17 protein-coding genes and 1 pseudogene are annotated in these 23,473 nt (G+C 56.1%); 4 read left to right on the top strand and 14 right to left on the bottom strand.

Features of this window, described 5'->3' with window-relative positions; all coding sequences use genetic code 11:
* The first annotated feature begins 59 nt into the window (after positions 1-59).
* Positions 60-2,945 (top strand): excinuclease ABC subunit UvrB, encoded by a 2,886-nt coding sequence (gene uvrB, locus ACZ5AL_RS12145; RefSeq protein WP_464510682.1) that lies wholly within the window; start codon positions 60-62, stop codon positions 2,943-2,945.
* Between the two features lie 204 nt (positions 2,946-3,149).
* Positions 3,150-3,545 (top strand): IS200/IS605 family transposase, encoded by a 396-nt coding sequence (tnpA, locus tag ACZ5AL_RS12140; protein WP_464510681.1) that lies wholly within the window; start codon positions 3,150-3,152, stop codon positions 3,543-3,545.
* Positions 3,546-3,651: 106 nt separating this feature from the next.
* Here tnpA and xseB read toward each other — a convergent pair whose 3' ends face one another.
* The gene (gene xseB / locus ACZ5AL_RS12135) at positions 3,652-3,855 is read right to left on the bottom strand and encodes an exodeoxyribonuclease VII small subunit (protein ID WP_464510679.1); all 204 of its coding nucleotides are present in this window, start codon (positions 3,853-3,855) and stop codon (positions 3,652-3,654) included.
* A 151-nt stretch (positions 3,856-4,006) separates the two neighbouring features.
* Between xseB and ACZ5AL_RS12130 the strand changes: the two genes are divergently transcribed.
* Positions 4,007-4,786 carry an SDR family NAD(P)-dependent oxidoreductase gene (locus ACZ5AL_RS12130; protein ID WP_464510678.1) on the top strand — a complete coding sequence of 260 codons (780 nt, stop codon included), beginning with the start codon at positions 4,007-4,009 and terminating at the stop codon, positions 4,784-4,786.
* Positions 4,787-5,566: 780 nt separating this feature from the next.
* On the opposite strand, the gene ACZ5AL_RS12125 is transcribed toward ACZ5AL_RS12130, so the two are convergent.
* From ACZ5AL_RS12125 to ACZ5AL_RS12110, 4 genes are read right to left on the bottom strand one after another with little or no spacing between them, the layout of a single operon-like run.
* A complete protein-coding gene (locus tag ACZ5AL_RS12125; RefSeq protein ID WP_464510676.1) occupies positions 5,567-6,541 on the bottom strand; it encodes a YheT family hydrolase in 975 nt (324 codons plus the stop codon).
* A 14-nt stretch (positions 6,542-6,555) separates the two neighbouring features.
* Positions 6,556-7,305 (bottom strand): peptidoglycan editing factor PgeF, encoded by a 750-nt coding sequence (gene pgeF / locus ACZ5AL_RS12120; protein WP_464510675.1) that lies wholly within the window; start codon positions 7,303-7,305, stop codon positions 6,556-6,558.
* A gap of 23 nt (positions 7,306-7,328) precedes the next feature.
* Entirely contained in the window at positions 7,329-8,222 is an 894-nt protein-coding gene (locus ACZ5AL_RS12115) for a shikimate dehydrogenase (protein WP_464510674.1), read from the bottom strand.
* 53 nt (positions 8,223-8,275) lie between these two features.
* Positions 8,276-9,031 (bottom strand): transporter, encoded by a 756-nt coding sequence (locus tag ACZ5AL_RS12110; protein WP_464510672.1) that lies wholly within the window; start codon positions 9,029-9,031, stop codon positions 8,276-8,278.
* A gap of 314 nt (positions 9,032-9,345) precedes the next feature.
* On the opposite strand from ACZ5AL_RS12110, the gene ACZ5AL_RS12105 reads away from it, so the two are divergent.
* Entirely contained in the window at positions 9,346-10,797 is a 1,452-nt protein-coding gene (locus tag ACZ5AL_RS12105; protein ID WP_464510671.1) for a Glu/Leu/Phe/Val family dehydrogenase, read from the top strand.
* A gap of 121 nt (positions 10,798-10,918) precedes the next feature.
* Here ACZ5AL_RS12105 and ACZ5AL_RS12100 read toward each other — a convergent pair whose 3' ends face one another.
* The 9 genes and pseudogenes from ACZ5AL_RS12100 to ACZ5AL_RS12060 all read right to left on the bottom strand — a co-directional run bounded on the left by ACZ5AL_RS12100 (position 10,919) and on the right by ACZ5AL_RS12060 (position 23,470).
* Positions 10,919-11,584: a sensor histidine kinase gene (locus tag ACZ5AL_RS12100; RefSeq protein ID WP_464513297.1), complete on the bottom strand. Its 666-nt coding sequence runs from the start codon at positions 11,582-11,584 to the stop codon at positions 10,919-10,921.
* 150 nt (positions 11,585-11,734) lie between these two features.
* Positions 11,735-12,160: pseudogene (locus ACZ5AL_RS12095) on the bottom strand (GAF domain-containing protein); the annotation flags it as partial.
* Between the two features lie 401 nt (positions 12,161-12,561).
* Positions 12,562-13,386, bottom strand: coding sequence for a hypothetical protein (locus tag ACZ5AL_RS12090; RefSeq protein ID WP_464510670.1), 825 nt, complete (start codon positions 13,384-13,386; stop codon positions 12,562-12,564).
* 286 nt (positions 13,387-13,672) lie between these two features.
* Positions 13,673-14,317, bottom strand: a complete 645-nt coding sequence (locus ACZ5AL_RS12085) for a response regulator transcription factor (protein WP_464510668.1) — start codon at positions 14,315-14,317, stop codon at positions 13,673-13,675.
* Between the two features lie 286 nt (positions 14,318-14,603).
* A complete protein-coding gene (locus tag ACZ5AL_RS12080; RefSeq protein ID WP_464510667.1) occupies positions 14,604-15,743 on the bottom strand; it encodes a sensor histidine kinase in 1,140 nt (379 codons plus the stop codon).
* A gap of 573 nt (positions 15,744-16,316) precedes the next feature.
* On the bottom strand, positions 16,317-18,683 hold the full coding sequence (locus tag ACZ5AL_RS12075; RefSeq protein WP_464510665.1) for a sensor histidine kinase: 2,367 nt from the start codon (positions 18,681-18,683) through the stop codon (positions 16,317-16,319).
* A gap of 1,419 nt (positions 18,684-20,102) precedes the next feature.
* Positions 20,103-20,654, bottom strand: a complete 552-nt coding sequence (locus ACZ5AL_RS12070) for a hypothetical protein (RefSeq protein WP_464510664.1) — start codon at positions 20,652-20,654, stop codon at positions 20,103-20,105.
* Positions 20,655-20,687: 33 nt separating this feature from the next.
* Entirely contained in the window at positions 20,688-20,900 is a 213-nt protein-coding gene (ccoS, locus tag ACZ5AL_RS12065; protein WP_464510662.1) for a cbb3-type cytochrome oxidase assembly protein CcoS, read from the bottom strand.
* Entirely contained in the window at positions 20,897-23,470 is a 2,574-nt protein-coding gene (locus tag ACZ5AL_RS12060; protein ID WP_464510661.1) for a heavy metal translocating P-type ATPase, read from the bottom strand. Before ACZ5AL_RS12060 ends, ccoS begins: the two co-directional genes overlap by 4 nt.
* Positions 23,471-23,473 lie beyond the last annotated feature (3 nt).

The raw sequence follows: 23,473 nt of genomic DNA, 5'->3' as shown, positions 1-23,473 counted from the left end.
CCCCGGCGCTGTCAGTTCACACATGCTATACGCCGTTCCCATGTTGTTTCTGCTGACGTATGCCTACGATTGACGACACCACGTCGCTTCCGTCGCTTCCCGACCTGCCGCCGGATGCGCCCTCCGCGCCGCTGCAAGACGTGGACAACCAGTTCGACCTCGTCTCCGAGTTCACCCCCATGGGCGACCAGCCCCAGGCGATTGACGAACTCACCGACGGCCTGCAGCGGGGCGATCGTCATCAGACGCTGCTTGGCGGGACGGGTACGGGCAAGAGTCTCGGATATGATGACCCCGTGTACGTAGCTCCGCATAACGGTGTCGAACAGGTGCCGCGTGTTGAATCCATTGGGGCCTTCGTAGATGCTCAGATCGAAAAGCGTGGCGTTACGCACTATCATGCCCCCTCCAAGACCGAGGAGGTAGTGCTGCCGGAAGGCGCGTGTTCAACGCTCACCTTCGATCCTGATACTGGGGAGGTTGCCCATCACCCCGTACGAGCGGTCATCCGTCACGAAGCGCCCGACACTATGTATCGCGTAACCACATCGTGTGGGCGCACCGCGACCATGACCGGCGACCATAACTTGTGGGTGCTGCGCAATGGCGAACTGCAGCTTATTGAGACAGAGCAGGCGCGCGATACCGACCTGCTTCCAATACCGGAGCGCCTTCCCACAGGGGCCGAGGGATCGCGCATGGATGTGGGGCGGAGCAAAGCTAAGAGCAACGAAAACCAAACCCCCTCTGTCTGCCGACATCTCCCCCTTGGCCAAGGGGGAGAGCCTTCACAGAGAGAATCCGTCACTGATCACAAGGTCGGTTTATCCACAACAGCCACCGCAAAGTCTCAAGCAGCGATAGACTTTATACATCGCGATGGCGCTCCGCATCCCCTAAATGCTGTACGCTGGACCCCCATCGCGACTGTCGAAGCTGTAGAGTACGATCATCCGTACGTGTATGATCTAAGTGTGCCGGGGCCCGAGACCTTTTTGGCGGGACAGGGCGGTATGTTTGTACATAACACATTCACCATTGCAAACGTAATAGAACAGGAGAACCGGCCTACGCTGGTGATGAGCCATAACAAGACGCTGGCGGCGCAGCTCTATGGGGAGCTCAAGCAGTTCTTCCCCAACAACGCGGTCGAGTACTTCATCTCGTACTACGACTACTACCAGCCCGAGTCGTACATCGTCCCCAGCGACACGTATATCGAGAAGGATGTGGCCATTAACGACCGGATTGAGCGGCTGCGGCTGCGAGCGACGAGCGAGCTCATCTCGGGACGCAGCGATGTGATCGTGGTGGCGAGTGTGTCGTGCATCTACGGCCTCGGCTCGCCCGATGAGTTCCGAAAAGAGATCATCCAGCTGGCACCGGGCATGGAGGTGGAGCGCGATGTGCTCCTCCGCCGCTTCGTGGACCTCTTCTACAGCCGCAACGACATCGAATTCCAGCCCGGCACCTTCCGCGTGCGCGGCGATGTGGTGGATATCTTTCCCGCGTACTTCGAAGACCGAGCCTTCCGCATCGAGTTCTGGGGGGATGAGATCGATCGCATCAGCCTGATTGATCCCACCGACGGGACGGAGGTCAATGCGCTCGACGAGCACTTGACTCTCTACCCTGCGCAGATTTTTGTGACGCCGCAAGACCGTCTCGCATCCGCCATTGATAGCATCAAAGAGGAGCTGCGCTGGCGGCTGGCGGTGCTGCGTGAGGAGGGCAAGATGGTAGAGGCGCAGCGCCTGGAGCAGCGTACCATGTTCGACCTGGAGATGATGCAGGAGGTGGGCTACTGCTCCGGCATCGAGAACTACAGCCGCCACCTCACCAACCGCGAACCGGGCGAGCGTCCGTACTGCCTGCTCGACTACTTCCCCGACGACTTCCTGATGGTGATGGACGAAAGTCACGTCACCATTCCGCAGGTGCGTGCCATGTACAATGGCGACCGCGCCCGCAAGCTGAAGCTGGTGGAGCACGGCTTCCGGCTGCCCTCGGCGCTAGATAACCGTCCGCTTACGTTCGAGGAGTTTGAGGCGATGCAAGACCAGGTCATTTATATGAGCGCCACGCCGAGCGACTACGAGCTGGAGCAGAGCGGCGGGGCGTTTGTGGATCAGGTGGTGCGCCCCACCGGCATCCCCGACCCCGAGATCGACATTCGTCCGACCGACACACAGATCGACGACTTGCTCGAGGAGATCCGCAAGCGCAGCGCAAAGAACGAGCGCGTGCTGGTGACGACCCTCACGAAGCGCATGACCGAGGACCTGGCCGACTACCTCGACAGCAACGGTGTGCGCGTGCGCTGGATGCACTCCGACCTGGATGCGCTGGAGCGGGTCGACATCATCCGTGGGCTGCGCCTGGGCGAGTATGATGTACTTGTGGGCGTAAACCTTTTGCGTGAGGGCCTTGATCTGCCCGAGGTAAGCCTTGTGGCTATTCTGGATGCGGACAAAGAAGGCTTTCTGCGCAGCGAAACGTCGCTTATCCAGACCGCTGGCCGTGCTGCGCGCAATGTGGAGGGCCAAGTCATTCTGTATGCTGACGAGATCACCGGCTCTATGCAGCGGATGATCGACGAGACCGAGCGGCGCCGCGAGATCCAGCTCGAATACAACGAGGAGCACGACATCACCCCCGAGCCCATCGTCAAATCAATCGATGAAATTCGTCGGGGTACTGCCATCGCCGACGAGAAGAAGCGCGACGACCGCGAGCCCTCGAACCGCAAGCATTACGGCAGTCCCGAGCAGCTTACGAGCACCGTCTCCGACCCGGTCGTGAAGTACCTGACCGACGATCAGAAGGAGGATCTCATCGAGCAGATGAAGACGGAGATGGAGGAGGCCGCCGAGGATCTCGACTTCGAGCGCGCCGCCGAACTGCGCGATAGCATCCAGGAGCTAAAGGCGCAATTGGAGAAGTGAGACGGATTTCTGAAGCCGCCGGGGACGTACCAGTCCCCGGCTACAGAAAACCTGTTCAACAAAAGCCCCGGTAGCGCGGGACTGGGAGCGTAGCGGACGTCCCGCGCCGAAAGAAGATAAGCCCCTACACGTTACAGTTTTGAGGTATTACGTGTCATTGCGACAACACGCTGGCCATCTTCGTGGGCTTCTTTACTCTTCTTTATGCCCTACACACGGCTCCGGTACCATCTAATTACAGGCACCTACAAACGGCTTCCAATCATCACACCAGGTGTGGAAGCCGTGCTATACCCTACGCTGCGAGAGGCGACTTTGAATGCAAGAGGACGACTACTTCAGTTGGGAGGGATAGCAGATCATGTGCACATGGTTGTCGCTATTCGCCCTACGATGGCCGTATCAGACTTCATGCGCATTGTGAAGACACATAGCAGCCGAAAGGTGCGTGCGGAACAGGATAACGCGTTTCGGTGGCAGTCAGGCTACGCAGCGTTCACCGTGGACCCTCATGAGATGCGGACACTGCTCAAATACGTCGCCTTTCAAAAGAAGCACCACGCGATGAACACGACCCAGCCAGAGCTCGAAATCACTTAAAGACCGCCGGGGACGTACCAGTCCCCGGCTACAGAAAACCTGTTCAACAAAAGCCCTGGTAGCGCGGGACTGGGAGCGTAGCGGACGTCCCGCGCCGCGCCATGAATCAAGCCGCGCCCTCGTCCAGATCCAACTCGTGTAAGCGCTGCTCAGCGGTATCGAGCCGGTCGAGGCAGCGCTGAGCCAGCGTTACGCCCTCCTCGTAGGCATCAAGTGCTTCATCAAGCGGCGGCGGATCGGTTTCGAGTTGCTCAACAATCGATTCGAGGCGAGTCAGGTCATCTTCGAAGGGCGGCGTGTCGTCAGCCATGGGTGTGTAACCAGTCGTAAAAAAGTGCAGATGGTAGTACCAGGACAAGATACGAGATCACTCCGCATAGGATGCATCTTTGCGTTCATCCGTTCGTTGGGCATCCATGGATTTCGATAGACGGCCCCTTTTCATATCCTCCTACCCCATTATGGATCTTGGACTAACCGACCGTGTCGCGCTTATTACTGGTGCCAGCCGAGGCATTGGCAAATACATCGCAGCGGCCCTTGCGCGTGAGGGGTGTGCCATTGGCATCTGTGCACGCTCAGAAGACGACCTGCAGGAAACGGCTACGAGCATTCGCGAAACGCACGACGTACCGGTTTATGCAGAGGCGGTAGACCTCACCGATCCCGACACGCCGGGCGCATTTGTTGCCCATGCAGCCGATGCGTTGGGGGGCGTGGATATCTACGTAGGCAATGTAGGCGGGAACTTGCGTGGCACGTTCATGGAGCTCTCCGATGAGGACTGGGATGCGATTATTGACCTGAACCTGAAGTCGCATGTGCGTGCCAGCCGGGCCGCCATCCCGCACATTCAAGAGGCCGGAGGCGGGTCCATTTGCTACATTAGCTCAATCTATGGGCGCGAACTGGGCGGGGCGGGCCTCACGCTCTACAACACCACCAAATCGGCGCTCATTAGCATGGGTAAGGTGATGGCGCAAGAGCTGGCGCCCGAGGAGATTCGCGTGAATACGGTGGCGCCCGGATCCATCCGTTTTCCCGGCGGCAGTTGGGATACACGCGTTAAGGAGGATCCCGAAGCTATGCAGCAATTTGTTGAGCAAAACTTGCCGATTGGTCGGTTCGGGCATGCTGACGAGGTGGCGGATGCCGTGGCCTTCCTTGTCTCCGAGCGAGCCAGCCTCATTACCGGCGCCTGCATCAACGTGGACGGCGGACAGTCGCACTCGCTGATCTAACGAGTCCGTTGGCGACGCTGGAGCGCCCCAGCACGCGTGGCGACGCAGAGGGGCCGTAGGTCATGCCGGTGGTGCATCGCCACGAGATTGTATTGATGAGCGAAGGAGCGACCAGATTTTCTCGCGGTTGCAGGTCATCCCGATGCCGCTAGGCGGAAGGATCTCAACGCCCTGCCTGCAGGCTCGACCTACTGCCCTGTCACACCTGATTGTTAGGGTGGGGGGGTGTGTCAAACGTTACGTCGCACTTCGGTCAAAAAACGGCCATGGAAGGTGCAGAGCCCTTGTACCGTCACAGCGTGCTGTGACGCCTCCAGGGGCTGTTCGACGCTCAGCAGGCTCTGATCGATCGAGCGGCCCTGCTCATTTCGGGGTAGATTGTTACTCACTACGTTCGTCAGTCGCTACGCTCGTGTCAGACTCCGCACCTGCTAGACGCAGTTGCTCCGCTCAAGATGACAACATTAAAACGGGGCGCGTTGCAACCCTAACGTACCGAGTCCCCCTTGAATCCTCGTCGCGATGCTCCGCGTCGCGACGAAGTGCGGACGCTCTGCGTCCTTTTGCAGGAGAGCGGGGTGGTTTCTTGTGCACGGTGTCAGATGGGCGGACGGCAGACATCGAGATCCCTCAGCCGGGGGCGTCGGGATGACAGCGAGAGAAGGACGGCTGCCCACTCTACCGTAGCCGCTGAACCTCGCGGAGATGGTTCGGCTCCGCTCAAGATGAGAATATAAAGCAGAGCCTTTGTCCGCCCAAACTTTGACCTGTGACACAGCACTACGTTGTGTCGCGCAAAAACGCTGCAGCCCGTAGCTCCGACCAATAAGCCCCCGATGCGGAGCACGTGACAAACCCAACATGCCCGCCACTTAAAGGCACCTCCAAGTGAAAATACGGATGCGCTTGGGCTTCGGCATACGGATAGCACGAAGCCGGCAAGAACGGATCGTTGGCGGCATTGACGAGAAGCGTTGGACGCGCAATGGTCGTCAGGTGTGGTTTGCTACTGGCCTCGGCATAGTACTGTGCGGCGCTCCCAAAACCATTCAGCACAGCCGTATACGCATCGTCAAATTCAACCAGCGTACGCACGTTGCGCAGCGGCGCTGTGGAAATTGCGTCGGGATGGTAAGCGGCTTTTTCGCGGACCGTCCGGCGCAATTTACGTAAGAAATACGCCGTATAGTGCAGGTTTGTCCAGTGTCCGATTTGGTGGGCAGAGGGCGCCAGGTCAACGGGGGTAGAAAAGGCCACAGCCCGCTGGATGCGAGCATCCACGTTCGCGCCGCGCTCTCCCATGTACTTGAGCGTTAGGTTGCCGCCCAAGCTAAAGCCGACCAGTGCGATTGTGTCGTACCCGGCCTGCACAGCATGTTGCACCACGCAGTGCAAGTCTTCTGTTTTGCCGCTATGATACGTGGTGGGCGTACGCGGGGGCGCCGTTCCGCAGCCACGCAGATTCCACGCCAGCACATCCCACCCATCGCCATGCAGCGTCCGAGCCATGCCCCGCATGTAGGCGCGGTGGATGTCGCCCTCCAGACCATGCGAAAGAATCGCGAGCGGAGGCCGGGACGCTGTATTTGCCTCGCGCACCCAGGCGGCCTCCAAGACCTCGCCATCGGACGTAGAGAGGCGCACTGTGTCCGTGTACGGATTCGGCACCGAGCGGCCCACCGACGCCCAAAGCGTTTGCCGATGTCCACCGCCTAGCCCCACCGGCGGCTCGTACGTTGACGTGAGAATAGCCACAGTGCCTTCGTGTGTTAAGAAGAAACAGCCCGTCCAATGATGCCCATCATGCGCCCGGTAGGCGGCCCATCTGCGCGATAGGAGAAGAAGCGATCGCTCGATACGGTGCAGGCCGTATCCACCTGAATATGGGAGGCGGATACCCCGCTGCTTTCCAAGTCGTGCTGCAGGGCGGCCTTCAAGTTTACATGCGGCTTCGGACCATAGCTCGAATCCACAAATGCCGGATTAAACTGTGCAGCCACTTCGGGGCCCACCTCAAACGCATCCACACCGATGCACGGACTGATGTATGCCTGAATGCGTGCAGGCGATGCGCCGTGGTCGTGCATACGCTGAACGGTGCGGGGCACGATTTTAGCGACAGCACCGCGCCACCCGGCATGACAGGCTGCCACTACGTCCGCCTCCAGATCGGCCAGGAGCACCGCAGCGCAATCGGCTGTGACCACCGCCAGCCCGATGTTTGGAGCGGTGGTGACGAGCGCATCGACGTTGCGTGCATGTTTGGGAGCATCGATCACCGCAATGTCGTTGCCATGCACTTGTTCGGCGGTGGCCAGCCGTTCCGTGCTGATTCCGAGGGCACGGCATACGCGCTGGCGGTTTTCGGCAACATGGGCAGGCGCATCGCCGACCTGCGTGCCCAGGTTCAACGACGCATACGGAGCCGCGCTGACGCCGCCCTCGCGCATCGAAAACCCGGCAACACATACGGGCGGCTGATGAAACCGGGGGTGACGTACAAGAGAGCGATCGGGCATGCTCAACGATTCGGTGCTTTGTGTTAATGGGACGCGGCTAAAGTAGCTTCCACCTCATCGCGGACGGTCTGCAGCGGCATGGCTTGGCCGGTCCACTGCTTGTAAGCTGCCGCGGCTTGTCCGATGAGCATGGCTAGACCGTCTTGCGTGCGTGCGCCCTGCGCCTCTGCTTCGCGAAGCAGCCGCGTGCGACGTGGGGTGTATACCAGGTCGTATATCACATGGTCGGGCGTAAAACATGAGGCGTCGGGCCACGGGGTTGCCTCGGTGTTTGGGGCCATACCTACGGGGGTCGCGTTTACCACCAGGCGGCTTGTGGATACAGCAGCGTGTGCCTCTTTGAGGGGCACGGCTTGCAGTGTCGTGGTATCTGTGTTGAGGTGAGGAGCCAATGCATCAAGAAGGGCCTGGGCCTGCTCGGGCCGCCGGGCTGCCACCGTGAGGCGCGCTGGCGCATAGGCCGTTCCGAGTCCATACGCCACGGCGCGTGCAGCCCCCCCCGCGCCAAGAATCGTCATGGGCGCTTGGTTCAGTCCGACCACCTCATGCAGGGGCGTCAGAAAGCCCGCCACATCGGTATTGTCGCCATGCAGGCGCAGTTCGCCCGCTTCGTTGGTGCCAGACACAATGGTGTTGACAGCGCCTACAGCGCGGGCTCGATCGGTTAGCGTATCGAGCAACGGCGCGATGGTCTCTTTATGCGGAATGGTTACGTTGGCGCCCAGCACCCGTAACGCCCGCAACCCATCGACCGCATCCGATAAATGATCGGCTCCAACCTGCGAGGCTGCGTACACGGCATTAATCTGCTGCGTAGCAAAGGCCGTATTGTGGATGCGCGGCGAGAGCGAATGAGCCACCGGGTCTCCTATTAAGAGCACCAGCTGTGTGGATCCATCTAAAAAAGAGCGGGGCATGGTGTACGATCGCCGTTCGAAAAGGGGGGTGTAAATAGGAGCTGCGTACGTATCTACAACTGGAACGTGACGCCGCCTCCCACGAATCCTTCGTTTGCGTCTTCATCGACACGCAGCCCGGCATTCAGGTCAAACTGCAGCGTCTGGCCCGACTGAAAGAGCAAACCTGTTTCCACGTAATTGCGGGTATCTCCGTCGGGGAAAAAGCCCGCGTATCCAACATACGGCTGCACCCCCGGCGTGAGTGATAGCCGCAGTGCGCTGGTGAGCGTCCATTCTTCCTGGGTGGTATCGGTATAAAAGAAACGGACCCCGGCATTTGTGTCCAGCGCGAGGCCGCTCCCAAGCATGCTTTCGGCAGCAAGCAAAAGAGTCTGACGCACCCGGTTGTCGGGCGCCTCGAACGAACCGGTACCGGTCGGCAATGCAGCGTCCGCCAGCATGCTCAGCCGAAAGGGGCAACTGGCATTGGTGCTACAGAGCAAACCGACTTTCACTCCGACGTTGGTTCCTGTGTATCCATCTTCGCCTGCCGATTCGGTCAGGGCCAGCGAATTAATTCCGGCGCGCAGTTCCAGGCCGTCAGCAAAGCCGTAACGCACGAGCAGTTGCCCAAACTCAAAGGTGGAGAGCGTTCCTTCGGCATAGGCCACGCCGGCTTCTACTTGCAGCGTAGACTGTGTGAGGCTCGCCGCCCGTTCCGATAGGCTGGGCCGATCGGCCTCAACGGATTGAGCGACGGTTTGCACCGAAAGGCTTGCGCTTCCGAGCACACACAAAAGCAGGCCATAGCATAGACGAGAAACCATTCAACCAATAGAGTCGGTTCGTGGGGACGCGTTGGAGTGTAACGCCATCATTACGGTGCAACGTACCCGGTGGTTTTCACGGATGTGATGAACCGCATGTAATAACTCCGACAAACACCCACACCACATGGAAAAGTCATGCCATGTAGACCAAAGCCCTGTTTGGTCTAGCGAGCGCGAACATCGTGCAAATGAATCCCCAAGATTAGTGGAAGCGCTTACAGTTTTCATTTAGCACGCTTGCCCTTTTCTAAGCTGCCCGTTTTACTACTAAGCCACGTATCGTTTGCCACAAAATTTGTCAGCGCGAGTCTATGAATACCGCATCCACCGACACCACTCATGGCACGGGTCAAGGCTTCTTTGCTCAAGTCAACCGTATGTTTGACACCGCTGCGGTCCATGCCGATGCCCCTCAAGGCGTCTTGCACCAAATTCGAGCCTGCGATAATATCGTGCGCTTCGAGTTCCCCATTAAGCGGGATGACGGAAGCATTGAGGTGATTCGCGGCTACCGGGCCGAGCACAGCCATCATAAAAAGCCCACAAAGGGCGGCATTCGGTATGCTCTCAACGTGAATGTCGACGAGGTAATGGCCTTGGCGGCTTTGATGAGCTACAAGTGTGCTATTGTAGATGTGCCATTTGGCGGTGCCAAAGGCGGAGTATGTATTGATGCCCGCGAATATTCCGAGACCGAGCTAGAGCGCATTACCCGGCGTTACACCTTTGAGTTGATCCGCAAGAACTTTATTGGGGCCGGCGTAGACGTGCCTGCTCCCGACTACGGTACAGGGTCACGTGAAATGGCCTGGATTACCGACACGTACAACCAGATGACCGACGACGACCTGAATGGGCTGGCATGTGTGACGGGCAAGCCGGTTGGGCAGGGCGGCGTCCGCGGACGCACCGAAGCCACCGGGCGTGGTGTTTATTACGGGATTCGCGAAGCCTGCGCGTTCAAAAAAGACATGGATGCACTTGGGCTAAGCACCGGTCTTGAAGACAAATCTGTCGTTATCCAGGGCATTGGTAATGTAGGCTATCACGCTGCACGCATTCTCCAAGAAGAGGGCGGTGCCCGCATCGTAGGGATAGCCGAAATTGAGGGAGCCATCTACGACCCGGAAGGGATTGATATCCATAAGGTGGTAGCGCATCGTGAGGAAACGGGGTCGATTCTTGATTTTCCCGGCGCTACGAATATTGAGGATTCCGAAAAGGCACTGGAGCTAGAGTGCGACATCCTAATTCCTGCAGCGCTAGAGGGGGTCATCACCTCTCAAAATGCTCCGAACATCAAAGCCAAAATTATTGGCGAGGCTGCTAATGGTCCAGTGACTGCCGAGGCCGATGCGATCTTGGAAGAGCGCAACGTGCTTATCATTCCCGATGTGTACCTGAACGCAGGTGGCGTTACCGTTTCGTACTTTGAGTGGCTGCGCAATTTGTCGCATGTGCGCCATGGACGCATGAGTCGCCGCTTTGAGGAACGTAACGCAGCGCGTATTCTGGAAGCTGTGGATGAGCTCACATCAGAGAACTTTGACGAGTCTCTGATGGATGACCTGATCAAGCGGGTGGGCTTTGGCGCTAGCGAGGCAGATCTCGTTAACTCTGGACTCGAAGACACGATGGCGTTTGCCTACGAAGAAATCCGCACTGAGCGTGAGAAGCACGGTGTTGGGATGCGCACCGCCGCGTTTATCAGCGCCATCAACAAAATATCGAAGTCGTATGCAGATATGGGTATCTTTCCCTGATGCGTACCGCTGATATGCAAAACGACGCTACGCCCCCGGATTTATACCAGTCCGGGGGCGTTTTGTGTGTGCTTCCCCTCGTTCTAGTTTACAGTCCGTGTAATCCCCACTCCCGAACGTGCTATGGGGATTCGGCAGGAAGATATACTGCTACACGCGTTCCCTCTCCCTTTTCGCTTTTAACAGTTATCGCTCCCTCCATTTGATCGACCAGCTTTTTCGCGATAGTAAGCCCAACACCAATCCCCTCGTATGTTCGCGTCGTGCCTTCTGACTCCTGGCGAAATGCATCGAATATACGCGGCAGCGCCTCTTGAGAAATTCCAATACCCGTATCGTTAACGACAATGCGCACCTGACCGACCTTTGTAGTTTCCACACGTACATGCACTTCTCCGCCAGTCTTGTTGAACTTAATTGCATTGTCAAGCACATTGGCCACGACTTGAGAGAGGGCTTCTTGGTCTGCCCAGGCATACACAGCTTGCTGAGGAACCTCATCAACGATTTTCACGCTCGAGCACTGCGCATCTGATTCGTACGACTGCATTACACTACGCACAATTGGTACCACGTTGATCTCCTGCTTTCTAACGACGTACGTTCCACTCTCTAGCTCTGAAAGCTGGGTAGTCGCTTGCAACGTTCGGCTCAACTGTTTGCCATACTGCTTAATGGTCGATGCCCGCCCGGCTATGGGGGCCTCAAGCTCAGACTCTAGAATTTCTGCAAACCCAATGATCACCGTAAGGGGCGTGCGTACTTCGTGACTGATATTAGCAAGCAATGATGTTTTGAGTGCTTGAAAGTCATGCTCTGACGAACGTTTGCGTTGTTTGGACCCTCGGCTTTTTCGTCTGGGTTGTGCCTGATTTCTCTTGGAAGAGGACTGCTGCGTACCTCGGCGTTGTTCTAAAAGGTGAATCGCTAATGTTGCCACTTCTTGCAAGCGGCAGCAATCGGCATCTGAAAATGAACGAGGGGCTGTGTCTACAACACAGAGTGTGCCAATACAACACCCACTGGGCGCATGCAACGGTATACCCACATACGTCTTGAAGGCCCGTTTGTCAGACTCCGCAGTCCCTCTTGCAAAAGGAGGCTGTAGGTTGTTAGTAACTCTTGTAAGCTCCCCAACGCTCATCGTATGGCTGCAAAGCACAGAGCGAAATGTCTGGCCGGCTCGGTCTAGGCCAATCGCTGCCTTGCACCAGAACCATCCTGATTCTACTGCAATGTTTAGCATAGCGCTAGGCGCATTAACGATATCTGCCGCATGGCGCACTACACAATCGAATGCCTCTTCCTGCGGGGTGCCGACTATGCTGTATTGCTTGACAACCTTCTGGCGATTCTTGACCATAACCATTTCTTGTGGTCTTGTGGGAAGCACAAGGCAACGGACACCTGAATATTCAAGGACGAACTACTCGCTTCGCTTTTCGAAGGAGTTCCGACATTGGCCCATAGCCTGGGGCCGTTAGGTCAATGCCTTTGGTGTTTCGACCCTCCTTTGTCGTCCTGTTTTTGCCGCATTGCAGTTCGCTCTGCCCCTCCTCCCCTCTGGCTACCGAGTGCTGCCGAAGGTGTGATTCTTCCGGCCACTTCCTCTAATAAAAACAAGGGAAGCTCCACGCGAGTCCGCGGGACGACTGGTGGAGTAGTGCAACGGTAGAGAGGAGGAGAGCGAACGAAACGACGGTGTCCCATCGCTTTATCACTTAACACCATTCGCTACAGGCTTTATGAGTTCGGTTTATACACTCAGTGCTCCGGTTGCGCGATATCTATTGCGCGTGGCAGTGACATTTCAACAGCATGCAACTGCGTTGAGGCCGGGATTCCAGACAGGTGAAACCCGATATGCGAGCACTCTTTTTGGGTCGACTCGACACTTGGGTCGTCTATATGGTTCGCTACAAGATTTTGATCTAACGAAAGCTGGGCTGTCTGTAGATTTGTTAGCTCCATCTCCCGCTCATAATCAATCTCGATCACAACAGCATCTCCTCGGCGGATGTAGTGGAACGATGTAGGCCAGTCGTTGAGCGTACCCATCTCTAAGGTATCTTTCGCATCTGTCAGGTCATCAATAATAGATTCGGGGGTGGTGTCGCCAATCCGGCACTTCACATCCGATCGATGGCCTTGCGTTACCGCATGCGAGAGATCCACTTTGCCATCCTCATCAGTAGGACGATGCAGGATTTCACTCAATACAACAGAGGTACCTGAATCGTCGCGTCCAATCACCTTGATAACGAAAGGATCGCCACGCTCGATAGCATCAAGCGAAAACAGCAAGTCCATCTGCTCTTCCGAAGATGGCTGAATTCGGAAGTGAGCATGACGGTCGTCTTCGGTCTCGATACGTAGGCGGTCGTTATTGGTGAGGGCAAACCCTTCTTCGACCGTAACGCTTAGGCCCTGCCATCCGAGTGTCTGCGTTGTATTGTGATTCAATAGATCATCGGAATGCTGTGTCGGCTCATCAGTGAGTTCGGCATCAATGGCCGAGTCGCAACCGCTCAATAAGAGAAATAGACCAAAGACTATGGTGAGCGTTGAAAACGTCTGAAGCTTAAACATGGTATCGTGAAGGTTAAAGATAAAAAATAAGGCGACATGCAGCTAAAGCTACTGCATTTCATCGCCTTGTCTATGCGGAGCTATCTTAAGATAAGGCCACTCCGCAGCCTTCACTATACACAGTTGTTGCCGTTTGCTGATACAGGTGTTGCATTATTCTGATACAACTGTATCAGCTACGGATGTTGTACTGTATTATCCGCCGTTTTTTGGCTCCCGCGACGACCCGTCTTTAGGGGCTCGGTTGTAAGAAATGACTTTCTATAGTGCTTTGCGACGGTCACGATCAAAGGCGTTCTGCTACTCCTTGCTTCCATGCCCAGGCAATTGCTTCCCGACCATCATCTACACCTATCTTATCGTACAGGACGGAAGCGTATCGTCGGACGGTGTTTGGAGCTACATTCATTTTGTCAGCAATTGCAGCGGTGGTATGTCCTTCGATCAAGAAACGAAGCACCTTCCGTTCCTGGGGGGTTACTTCGTTGAGTGGATGGGCTTCTGGTGCAACCGATACAAACCACCGTTTCTGTCCTTCCGCTACGGCTCGAACGGCTTCTCGAATGAGAATGGGAGCCTGTTTTTTCGTTAAGTAGCCCGATGCTCCTGCTCGTAATAGGCCTTGTACATAGACCGGATCTTCGTGAGATGAGAGGGCTAGCACCGCTGTTGACGTGCCTTGGGCATGCAGAGTCTGTGCAACCTCAACCCCGTCTGCTTCAGGCATTTCTACATCGAGAAGCAGCACATCAGGCGTGTTGACCTCTACAAGTCGAAGTGCTTCTGGCCCTGTACCAGCCTCTCCCACAACCACTATAGGAAGCGGATCGTTTGGATCATTCGATTCGAGAATTGTCTTGAGACCGCGACGAACTACCGCATGATCATCAGCAAGAACAACACGCAGTGCACTCATAGGCAGGGTATTCATAACCGGACCGTCGATTGGTAGACCTTGGATCGCCTACTTGAATGTTAACAAGCTACCACAAACTATGCAGGTTATCAGATTGTCTTTGCTTGCAGAGCCTGTCTCATTTCTTGTTTGGGGCATCTGGGAGTACTTTCTCCCTGCATTCGGAGTGCTGCGAGCGGCTCCGATGAGATAGAGCCGAAGGTCATGTCCCTGGCGCTATGAATCCTCTATCGTGGCCCTCGCTTCGCTCACCGGCGCTTGCTCTTGCCATTAAACGAACATCCAAACAGACGTTCAATCGTTACGGGCGGACTGTCTCGTGCAGATGGGAGGCATACGGGCAAATGACATGTACGGTTGTGCCCGTTTCGGATGTACTATCTATCTGAACAGTGGCCCCGATCATGTCGGCTCGCTCATGCAAGCCAATGAGTCCGAGTTGCGACGGGGTCTTCGTTGAGGGCTTTTGATTTACAGTCGCGTCTTCCACGTTAAATCCTATGCCGTTGTCTTCCACAATCATGTGTAGTTTGTCCTCTTCAACCTGGGCCTGCACTTCAATTGTGGTTGCTTCGGCATGCTGAACTGCGTTCGAGAGTGCTTCTTGCACAATGCGATACAACGCAAGACGCGTGTTATCGGCTAGCTGAAACGACTCCTCTTCGCTCTCAACTCGAATAGTTGGCGCAGCTTCTGATGGGATGGTCTCAATGAGACGACGAGCATGTGCATCTAATGCCGCAACCAAACCAAAACGTTCTAAACTGGCTGGATGGAGCCCTTCACTGATCGCGCGGAGCTCGTGCACCGCATCCATAAGACGATCTTCCATGCCCGAATTCTGTGCTTTTGCCTCAGTAGGCGAAGCAGCCCCGTCGCCTTGTGTAGCAAGCTGCGTCGCCGCCATTTGAAAATGCAATCCATGAAGGGTTTGTACAGGTCCGTCGTGAATCTCGCGTGCGATGCGCCGTCGCTCGCGTTCTTCCCCTTCTTGGAGCGCTTGATAGCGCGAGCGGAGCACTTGTTCTGTGCGACGACTACGACGTAGTCGTATACCTAGCCACACCGATAGACCAACTACAAGAACAAAACCTCCTGTGAGCCCCCCAATCAACTGCAAGTCGTATTGCTGGATAAGGCTTAGATGCAGCGCTCGATCTTCGACGCCCACCCCCAACTCACTATGCGATGAACGCTCCCCGTATAAACGGTTCTCTACGCGCTCTCCCACAAGCTCAAACAGGTCTACCGACATTTGGATTATTTGCTCTGTCTCTCCACTACCTGTGCTCAATACAATGGTGCTGTCGGAATACACCTGAAAGCGGTTGATCTGGTCAGTGGATCGGTTGTATGCATACCCCTCACTAAGAACGGAAGGCGCGTCTTCTGTAACCCCATCTCTATCCTGCATGCCTGCATCGACATGCAAGGTCAGCATAAAACTCCATACTAAACCATATGCCAGATACGCGCCAAGCCGTATACAGGCAGCCTCACAAAACAGAAAACTGGTTTCATTCGGTGTGTTGCCGCAGGTATTCATGGCTCTTCAGCGCTTGTAAAAACGTTACTTCCTCGACAAACAGATTTCGAGGTTGCATGAGGCATACGGTATAACCAAACCATGCCTACCAGAGCGTTGTTCTAAAAAGTAGTATCGCAATAATAAGTAAATTTCACATAAGCTACATCATTTCAATGTGATTTGGCTTCCCGTCTACCAAGTTTTGCCGACAACGTGATATTCTGGATATCCCGCCTTTGGAAAAAGGAGAGCCCCGGCACGAGGTCGTGGGCCGACTGATAGAGCGCAGCGGTAAAGAGAAAAGGTTCAAACGAAAGTGCGAGGGGCCATCGCTTTATCACTTAACATCTATCCACGACCAAAAAATAAAGGCAGGGGGCGCAATGGTTAATGCCGACCGTGCAGACATGAGGTGTGCCCAGTTTGGCAGCCTCCGCTGTTTCAAGGCCTGTCTAGCCATGCATAGAGAACTACCTCTCTTACAGCTTACTCAACGGATGGGAGACGTACTTGTACACGCGTTCCCTCTCCCTTTTCGCTTTTAATCGTGACGGTCCCCTGCATTTGCTCAACCAGCTTCTTTACAATAGCTAGTCCCAACCCACTTCCCTCATAGGTGCGGGCCAGCCCTTCTGATTCTTGTTTGAAGGCCTTGAACACCTCATCAAGGGCCTCTTTGGCTATGCCGATGCCCGTGTCTTCCACTTCAACAAGCGGAGCCTCAGTATCATTGCTAACACGCACAACAATAGTCCCCCCTGCAGGAGTAAACTTGATTGCATTATCAAGGAGATTGGTTACGATTCGCTCGGTAGCCACCTCGTCAATACATGCATTTACAGGCACCGGTGGGACGTCAACGCGAAGGGCTAATCTATTGGCATCCGCCTCAGGGCGCATCCTTTGGACGACTTCGTTTACGAGGGTGCGCAGGTCGATTTCGTTCCACGACACCTGGTAGGCGCCTCCACGCAATTCGGACAACTGAAGCATTGATTCAAGCGTGCGGTGCAATCGTTTGCTACCCCGGTAAATAATTTCTGCTTGCTTTGCGTGCGGGCCGCTCAATTCCTCGGCCAAAATTTCTGCAAAGCCCATCATAGATGTGAGAGGTGTGCGAACCTCGTGACTCATGTTAGCAAGCATTGCCTCTTTAAGGCGCACGGCCTTTTCGGCTTTCTCTTTCGCCTGGCGGAGTTCGTCTTCGCGCTTGCGTTGTTCTGTTACATCGCGCTGGAGCGATGCCCAATACTCGATAGCCCCTTCTTCATCCCGCACGGGTGCAATGTTCCAGTTCACTATGTAGGGCGTCCCGTCTTTACGATAGTTGACCGTCTCAGCCTGCACTGGTTTTTGCGCGTCTAGATGGGTCCGAACTTTATCTAGCACCGCCGTCTCGGTCTTGACGCCTTGAAAGATGCGCGGCGTTTGGCCGATGAGCTCGCTGGCGTTATATCCGGTCATGGATTCAAAAGCCGGATTTACATATATGATACGAGGGCCGGGTGCGTCAAGTGGGGCCCCTTCTGTAATCAGAACAGCCTCGGTGGCGTGCTCAATTGCCGCGGCTAGCATTCGGCGCTCTTGCTCGGACTGCTTCCGTTTCGTAATGTCATGCACCAACCCAATAATTCGCTGCGCATCAGAACCAGAGCGTTCAACACGATGAATGCTTCCGCGCATCCAGCGCACAGGCCCGTTTTGAGGATGTGTACGGCAATCTATGGTAAGAGCCTGCTCCTCGCCACGGCGCAGCTTATCCAAGAACAACAAAAGTCGCTCGCGGTCTTTGGGATGCACAACGCGCTGCGTAAACGTATGCCAGTCGGGGATTGCATCGGCATCAACCTGAAAAACGTTTTGAGTTGGTCCAGCATGCGCAATTTTTTGTGTATCGAGATCAACATCAAAGATAACGGAGCTGGTCTTTTCGAGAGCAAGTTGCATGCGGTTGCGCAGGGATGCGCGTTCGCGCTCGCGTTCTTTACGTTCGGTAATATCGAGTAATACTCCGTTGTAAACAATTTTTCCGTCGGCTGTCATTCCTTCTTCTTTAGGCATAGATATACCATGTAGCCAGATGCGCTCGCCTGTGTTCGGCTTTTCAAACGGAAACTCGTGCTCCCACATGGTCTGCGTCTGAACAGAGGCCTCTACAGACGCACGGTAAGCTTCAGTATATTCTGCCGGAATGTGATCAATAAATTGGTCATACATATCAGCATGGAACGTACCTCCCAAGATACGAGACACATTTTCACCGACAAACTGGATGCCCTGCTGTCCATCTGCATCTGCAAAGAACTGAAATACGACCCCCGGAATGCTGTTGGCAATACCTCGTATGTGCGCCTCGCGTTCGCGCAACTTCTGCTTACGGTCAAGTCTTTTCCGACGTTGCTCTAGCAGATCGATCGCCATCGCCGTGAGTCGTTGTAGTTGCCTTTCTTGGACTTCTGAAAATGAACGCGGCGTTGTGTCGAACACACACAGTGTGCCAATTCGGTATCCATTGGGGGTGATGAGGGGAGCCCCCGCATAAAACCGCATGCCAGGAGGGCCAACCACAAGCGGATTCGTAGCAAATCGCTCGTCGTGCTTTGCATTGGGGACGACGAGCGGCTCGTCATCCTTGATTGTGTGCACACAGAAGGAAATGTCAAGATTGGTTTCGGCAGCTTCCCACCCAACACACGACTTAGGCCACTGGCGATTTTCGTCAATGAAATTGAGCACTGCTATCGGCATGTCAAATAGGTCCGCCGCATGCTCGGTAAAATGATCAAAGGCCCCATCGGACGGCGTATCTAGTATGCTGTATGATCGCAATGCATCCAGACGACCTTTAGGCATCTTGTTTTATATCAGTATTCTAAGCAAAACGTGTAAAAGAGGGGCCATAGTGGACATATCATGCACATGGTGTGCAATGCCGTACATCGGTTAAGGTAGAAACTTTGAAAGGAAGAGGCAACCGTTCCTTCGCCGGAGGGCATAATAGCCAAACCAACCTATTCATGATCCCTATTCGGCGTGTAGTACTGTGTCACAGCTCAATCTTCGGGTTGCAACACCCCCGTCTTAATGATGTCATCTTGAGCGTAGCGGCTCCGCCTAGGAGACGCGGAGTCCTGACACGAGCGAAGCGACTGACGAACGCAGTGAGTAAAGATCTCCCACGAACTGGGCAGGGCTGTTGGTTTGCCAGTAGCTGCTGAGCGCGGAGGAGATGTTTCGACGCGCTTCGGGCCCTGGGGGCCCTTCGCTTGCTCAACATGACAGAACATTTGGTTTGAAATGCTTCAACGCGAGTCCACTCCATACCATAACATTGTCACCGCAAGGAGGGAGCGTGCGACCGACGTGGCGCTGCGAGCAACAGAGAATGAGTCCTTCTGAGGTGCGATCTCATGCCGTTGATTGGGAGGCTGCGTCCGGCCTGATAGCATGAGATTGCGTCGCTGCGCTCGCAATGACAAGGAGACGTTTTTCTCGGTACATTAGGGTGCACATGCGTGACCCGAAGATTGACTTGTGACAGTAGTGTTCGAGTAGGGTACGGAGACCGTGCCAATCTTTGGGTTCGAATCCCCTCCAAAAAACTGTCATGGTGAGCCCTCTGACTGCAAAGAAGGCGTACGTACGTTCAGTGTAGGAGGGCTCGTAACGTCACAGCGTGCTGTGGTACCTGTTTAGCGTGGTACAATGACCGCCCGGGATATCCGCTTCGCTCCTGATCCCGGGCTACAGAACGGTGCGATGTGAGCAAAATCCATAGCCGGGGACCGCTTGCGTCCCCGGCGATCAGGAAGCACGCCGCTAAACACGTACGTGCTGTGACGCCTCCACGGTCTGTTCGGCGCTCAGCAGGCTCTGATCGATCGAGCGGCCCTGCTCATTTCGGGGGGATTTTTATTCGCTACGCTCATCAGTCGCCTCGCTCGTGTTAGGACTCCGCCCCTGCTAGACGCAGTTGCGCCGCTCAAGATGACAACATAAAAACGGGATCGTTGTCCATCCAAAGATTGACCTGTGACAACGCAATAATACGCTGCCACAGGTCAATCTTGAAGGCAAAAAGCTGTTCTCTCGTCGCGACGAGCCCGGGAGGAGGTCAGCGGTTGAATGGTCTTTGAGACCGAACTATCTCCCCGGCACTCAGCAGTCACTAATCAGCAGTCACTAACAGGCGGGTGATAGCGACGATGTCGTGTGGCTGTCCATAGGATCGTGTTAAAGCAACCGCCCGCCTAACTACATGATTGACGTTCCTTAGCCAAACATCATGAGCAACACGACTGTAGCGGCAAATGAAATGATTACGAGCGCTCCCATAACCAACGCTGCAGTAGAAGAGGTCTGCGCTGTGTGGAATGGCACTTCCACTTCGTCCTCTGCTGTTGGGGCCTGTCCTGACTGGGTCGAAGCGGTTTTTGAGGGAGAGGCTTTGGCTTTTTTGGAAGCAGCCGATGTCTTTTTTTCTTCAGCCGACTGGCTTGCGGTAAACACAGCAGGCTCGCTCCACGCACTAGAGGCATCTTCGGCCCGAACGCGCCAGTACCAGGTTGAATTGTCAATCGGCAAGAGCCCTGAGAGCTCGGTTACTGTAGTGTCCTCTACGGTAAAGTCGACATGTAGCTCGTCGAACTGCTTACGGTCGCTCACCTGCAGACGGTACGTGGTAGCCCCTGGAAACGCGCTCCAGTGAAACTCGGCCATCCGACCATCTACCGACGCCCCATTGCGTGGCGATTGGGGGCGGGGCGCTGAAGGCGAATCAGAAAGCGAGGGCTGTGATGTTTCAGTCGAAGACGATGGGGGCATAGGTAATCTATTCGATGTAAGTCAAAAAGGACGTTAAGACGAAGCCTTCGTATTGTTCGCCCCGGTATCGTCCGACTCGTCGGAATCGGGTCGTTGGGGCTCGGGCACGTCATCATCTATAATCACACGCATGGCCGGCGTTTCCACATCGTCATACTGCCCGGTACGAACCGACCACACAAACCCGGCCACGCCCATTCCGGCCAGAAGAATCGCCAACGGAACCAAAAGGTACAAAATGTTCATAGTGCAGTGGAGGGCGTTTGTGCAACGGATACCGAAGCGGTTCCTGTTGTTGTAGCACTGGGTTGCTCGGGTAGCGGATCGGCTACACGAAAGCTACGCTGCAGAATTGAGGCTGTAACCACAACCAGGGAGCTTACGGGCATGGCCACGGCAGCAACCAGCGGCCCTACAAATCCCAACAAAGCGGCAGTGCCTCCTAGAAGGTTATACAACAGCGAAAACGACAAGGTGCCTGTGATCGTGCGCATTACGTTGGCGGCTCCATCGAAAAGTTCGTTAATGGGCTGCAGTCCTTGTCGCGTCAAAAACACATCGGCGGCCACCAGGCTCGGCGTGGCGCCTCCATCTACCGCGATTCCAATATCGGCCTGCTGAAGCGCCCCAGCATCGTTTACCCCGTCGCCTACCATAGCTACGGTATGCCCATCTTCGCAAAGCGCAGCCACGGCAGCACGCTTTTCCTCGGGGGATACGTGGCCACGTGCTGATTCGGACGGTAGATTCAGACGACGCGCCACATGCTGCACCACGTTGGGGTGGTCGCCCGAAAGCAACACGATGTGGTGTCCTTCGTTCTGCCAGGCTTCAATCAGGGCAGGCACCTCCGGGCGCAGCCGATCTCCGAACACGCAAACGGCCTGGATTTCTCCATCTACCGCCACCGCCACCGGTGTATGTCCGGCCTCCGCCGCATCAGTCACGGTGTGTTGCATGTCAGGGGGATACGTTGCGTGTTGCCCCACCCAGTCGGGCCGCCCCACTCGTACATGGGCCGATGCCACGTACCCTTCCATGCCGCGCCCGGCAGTATGGTTAATGTTCGCGAGGGGGGGCAGTCCGCTGGACTCCGGGCGATAGGCGTCGGTTAGAGCTTGAGCAATGGGGTGTGTGCTCTGCGTTTCGAGGGCGGCAGCATACTGCACGGCACGTTCCGATCCATGCGTATCCAACAGAGAAAGCTGCCCTTCGGTGAGCGTGCCGGTTTTATCGAGCACAATAGCATCGACATCGCGGCACTGTTCAATGGTAATCTCGCTCTTGATGAAGATACCCGTCTGAGCAGCCTGTCCGGTAGCTACGGCCAGGGCGAGCGGGGTAGCCATGCCCAGCGCACAGGGACACGTAATGACGAGCAGCGCTACCACATTGCGCATGGCTTCGTCGGGCGCCCACATCATCCAGAGGGCTGCGGTGAGGATCGCCAGCGTGGCAACGCCTGCCACAAAGTAGCCGGTGAGGCGATCGGTGAAGTGAGCTACGCGTGCCGTTTGGGGGGCCTCTTCGCGTACCCAGGCCAGTAGCTGCCCAATTGACGACTCGGCTCCGGTGGCGTGTACCGTCACTGTAAGGGGGGCGCTCAGGTTGGTTGCGCCGCCGGTCACCTCATCGCCGGGCGTTACAGGCGTGGGTTCATGCTCACCCGTAAGCACGGCATTGTTAACAGAGGAGCGCCCTTCAGCGATCACGCCATCCACCGGAATGGTATCGCCAGGACGGATGTGTACGGTATCGCCCGGAGAAAGGGTGTCTACGCGCACCGCCGTGGTGTTGCCATCGGGGTCCACTTGATGTGCCATGGTGGGCAGGAGGGCCAGCAGCCGGTCGCTTGCATCGCCGGCTAGGCGTCGGCTGCGCAGCTGCAGCCATCGTGCGGTAAGCACGGCTGCAATGAGCACGGTAATGGAGTCGAACCACACCTCGCCGCGTCCGGATACGGTGCCCCACACACTGTCTATAAACCCTACCCAGATGCCCAGCGCAATGGGCAGATCCATGTGCAGGTGGCGCGCGGTACCCTGCTGCCAGGCCCACTTGACAGAGGACCAGGCGCGCCGCACAAACTCACTGCCACCGTACAGCACGGCAGGGATGGCCAGCCCAAAGCTTACCCAGTGTGCTGCTGCGTTGAGTGTTGAATCGATGGCATCGAGGCCGGCATAGAGAGCCAAGGCCAGCAACATGACGTTGGCGGCGAGTGCCCAGCACACGCCCACCTTCAACAGCAGGCGACGCTCTTCATGCGTTCGCGCCTGATGCTGGTCTTCGCGCACCGGATGCACGCGATACCCGAACTGGGCCAACCAATCGGCGACCTCTGTGAGCGGCGTGCGGTGTTGCTTCCACTCCAGGTGGAGCCGGGCGCGGGGCAGGTCAAGGCGCGCATCGGTGACGCCATCCAAGGCATCGGGCAGGCGCTCTACAAGCCATACGCACGCGGCACAGTGCACACCATCCAAGAATAGCGTGATGGTGCGAACTCCGTGGTCATCGGGCGGGGCATGCTCATCGAGAAATGTGTCGGTATCCAGCTCGGCATAGACCAGCTCGTCGGGTTGCGACTGTGCGGGCTGGGGAGCCCGCTCTTGTCCGATCCCCGAAAGGCGATAGTACGTATCGTGCAACCCCGTTTCATAGAGCGTTTGATGCACCACCTCGCACCCCTGGCAACAGAAATGCGGGCCATCGGGCGGCCCAACTGGCGCTGCCCCCACAGGTAGCCCACAATGCGCACAAGGCGCATCAGCTGCCGGAGTCTTAGGCGGGGGCGAAGCATCGACAGGAGCGGCCATACA

The sequence above is a fragment of the Natronotalea proteinilytica genome (assembly GCF_055379935.1).
This window is presented reverse-complemented; position numbering and strand designations above follow the sequence as displayed.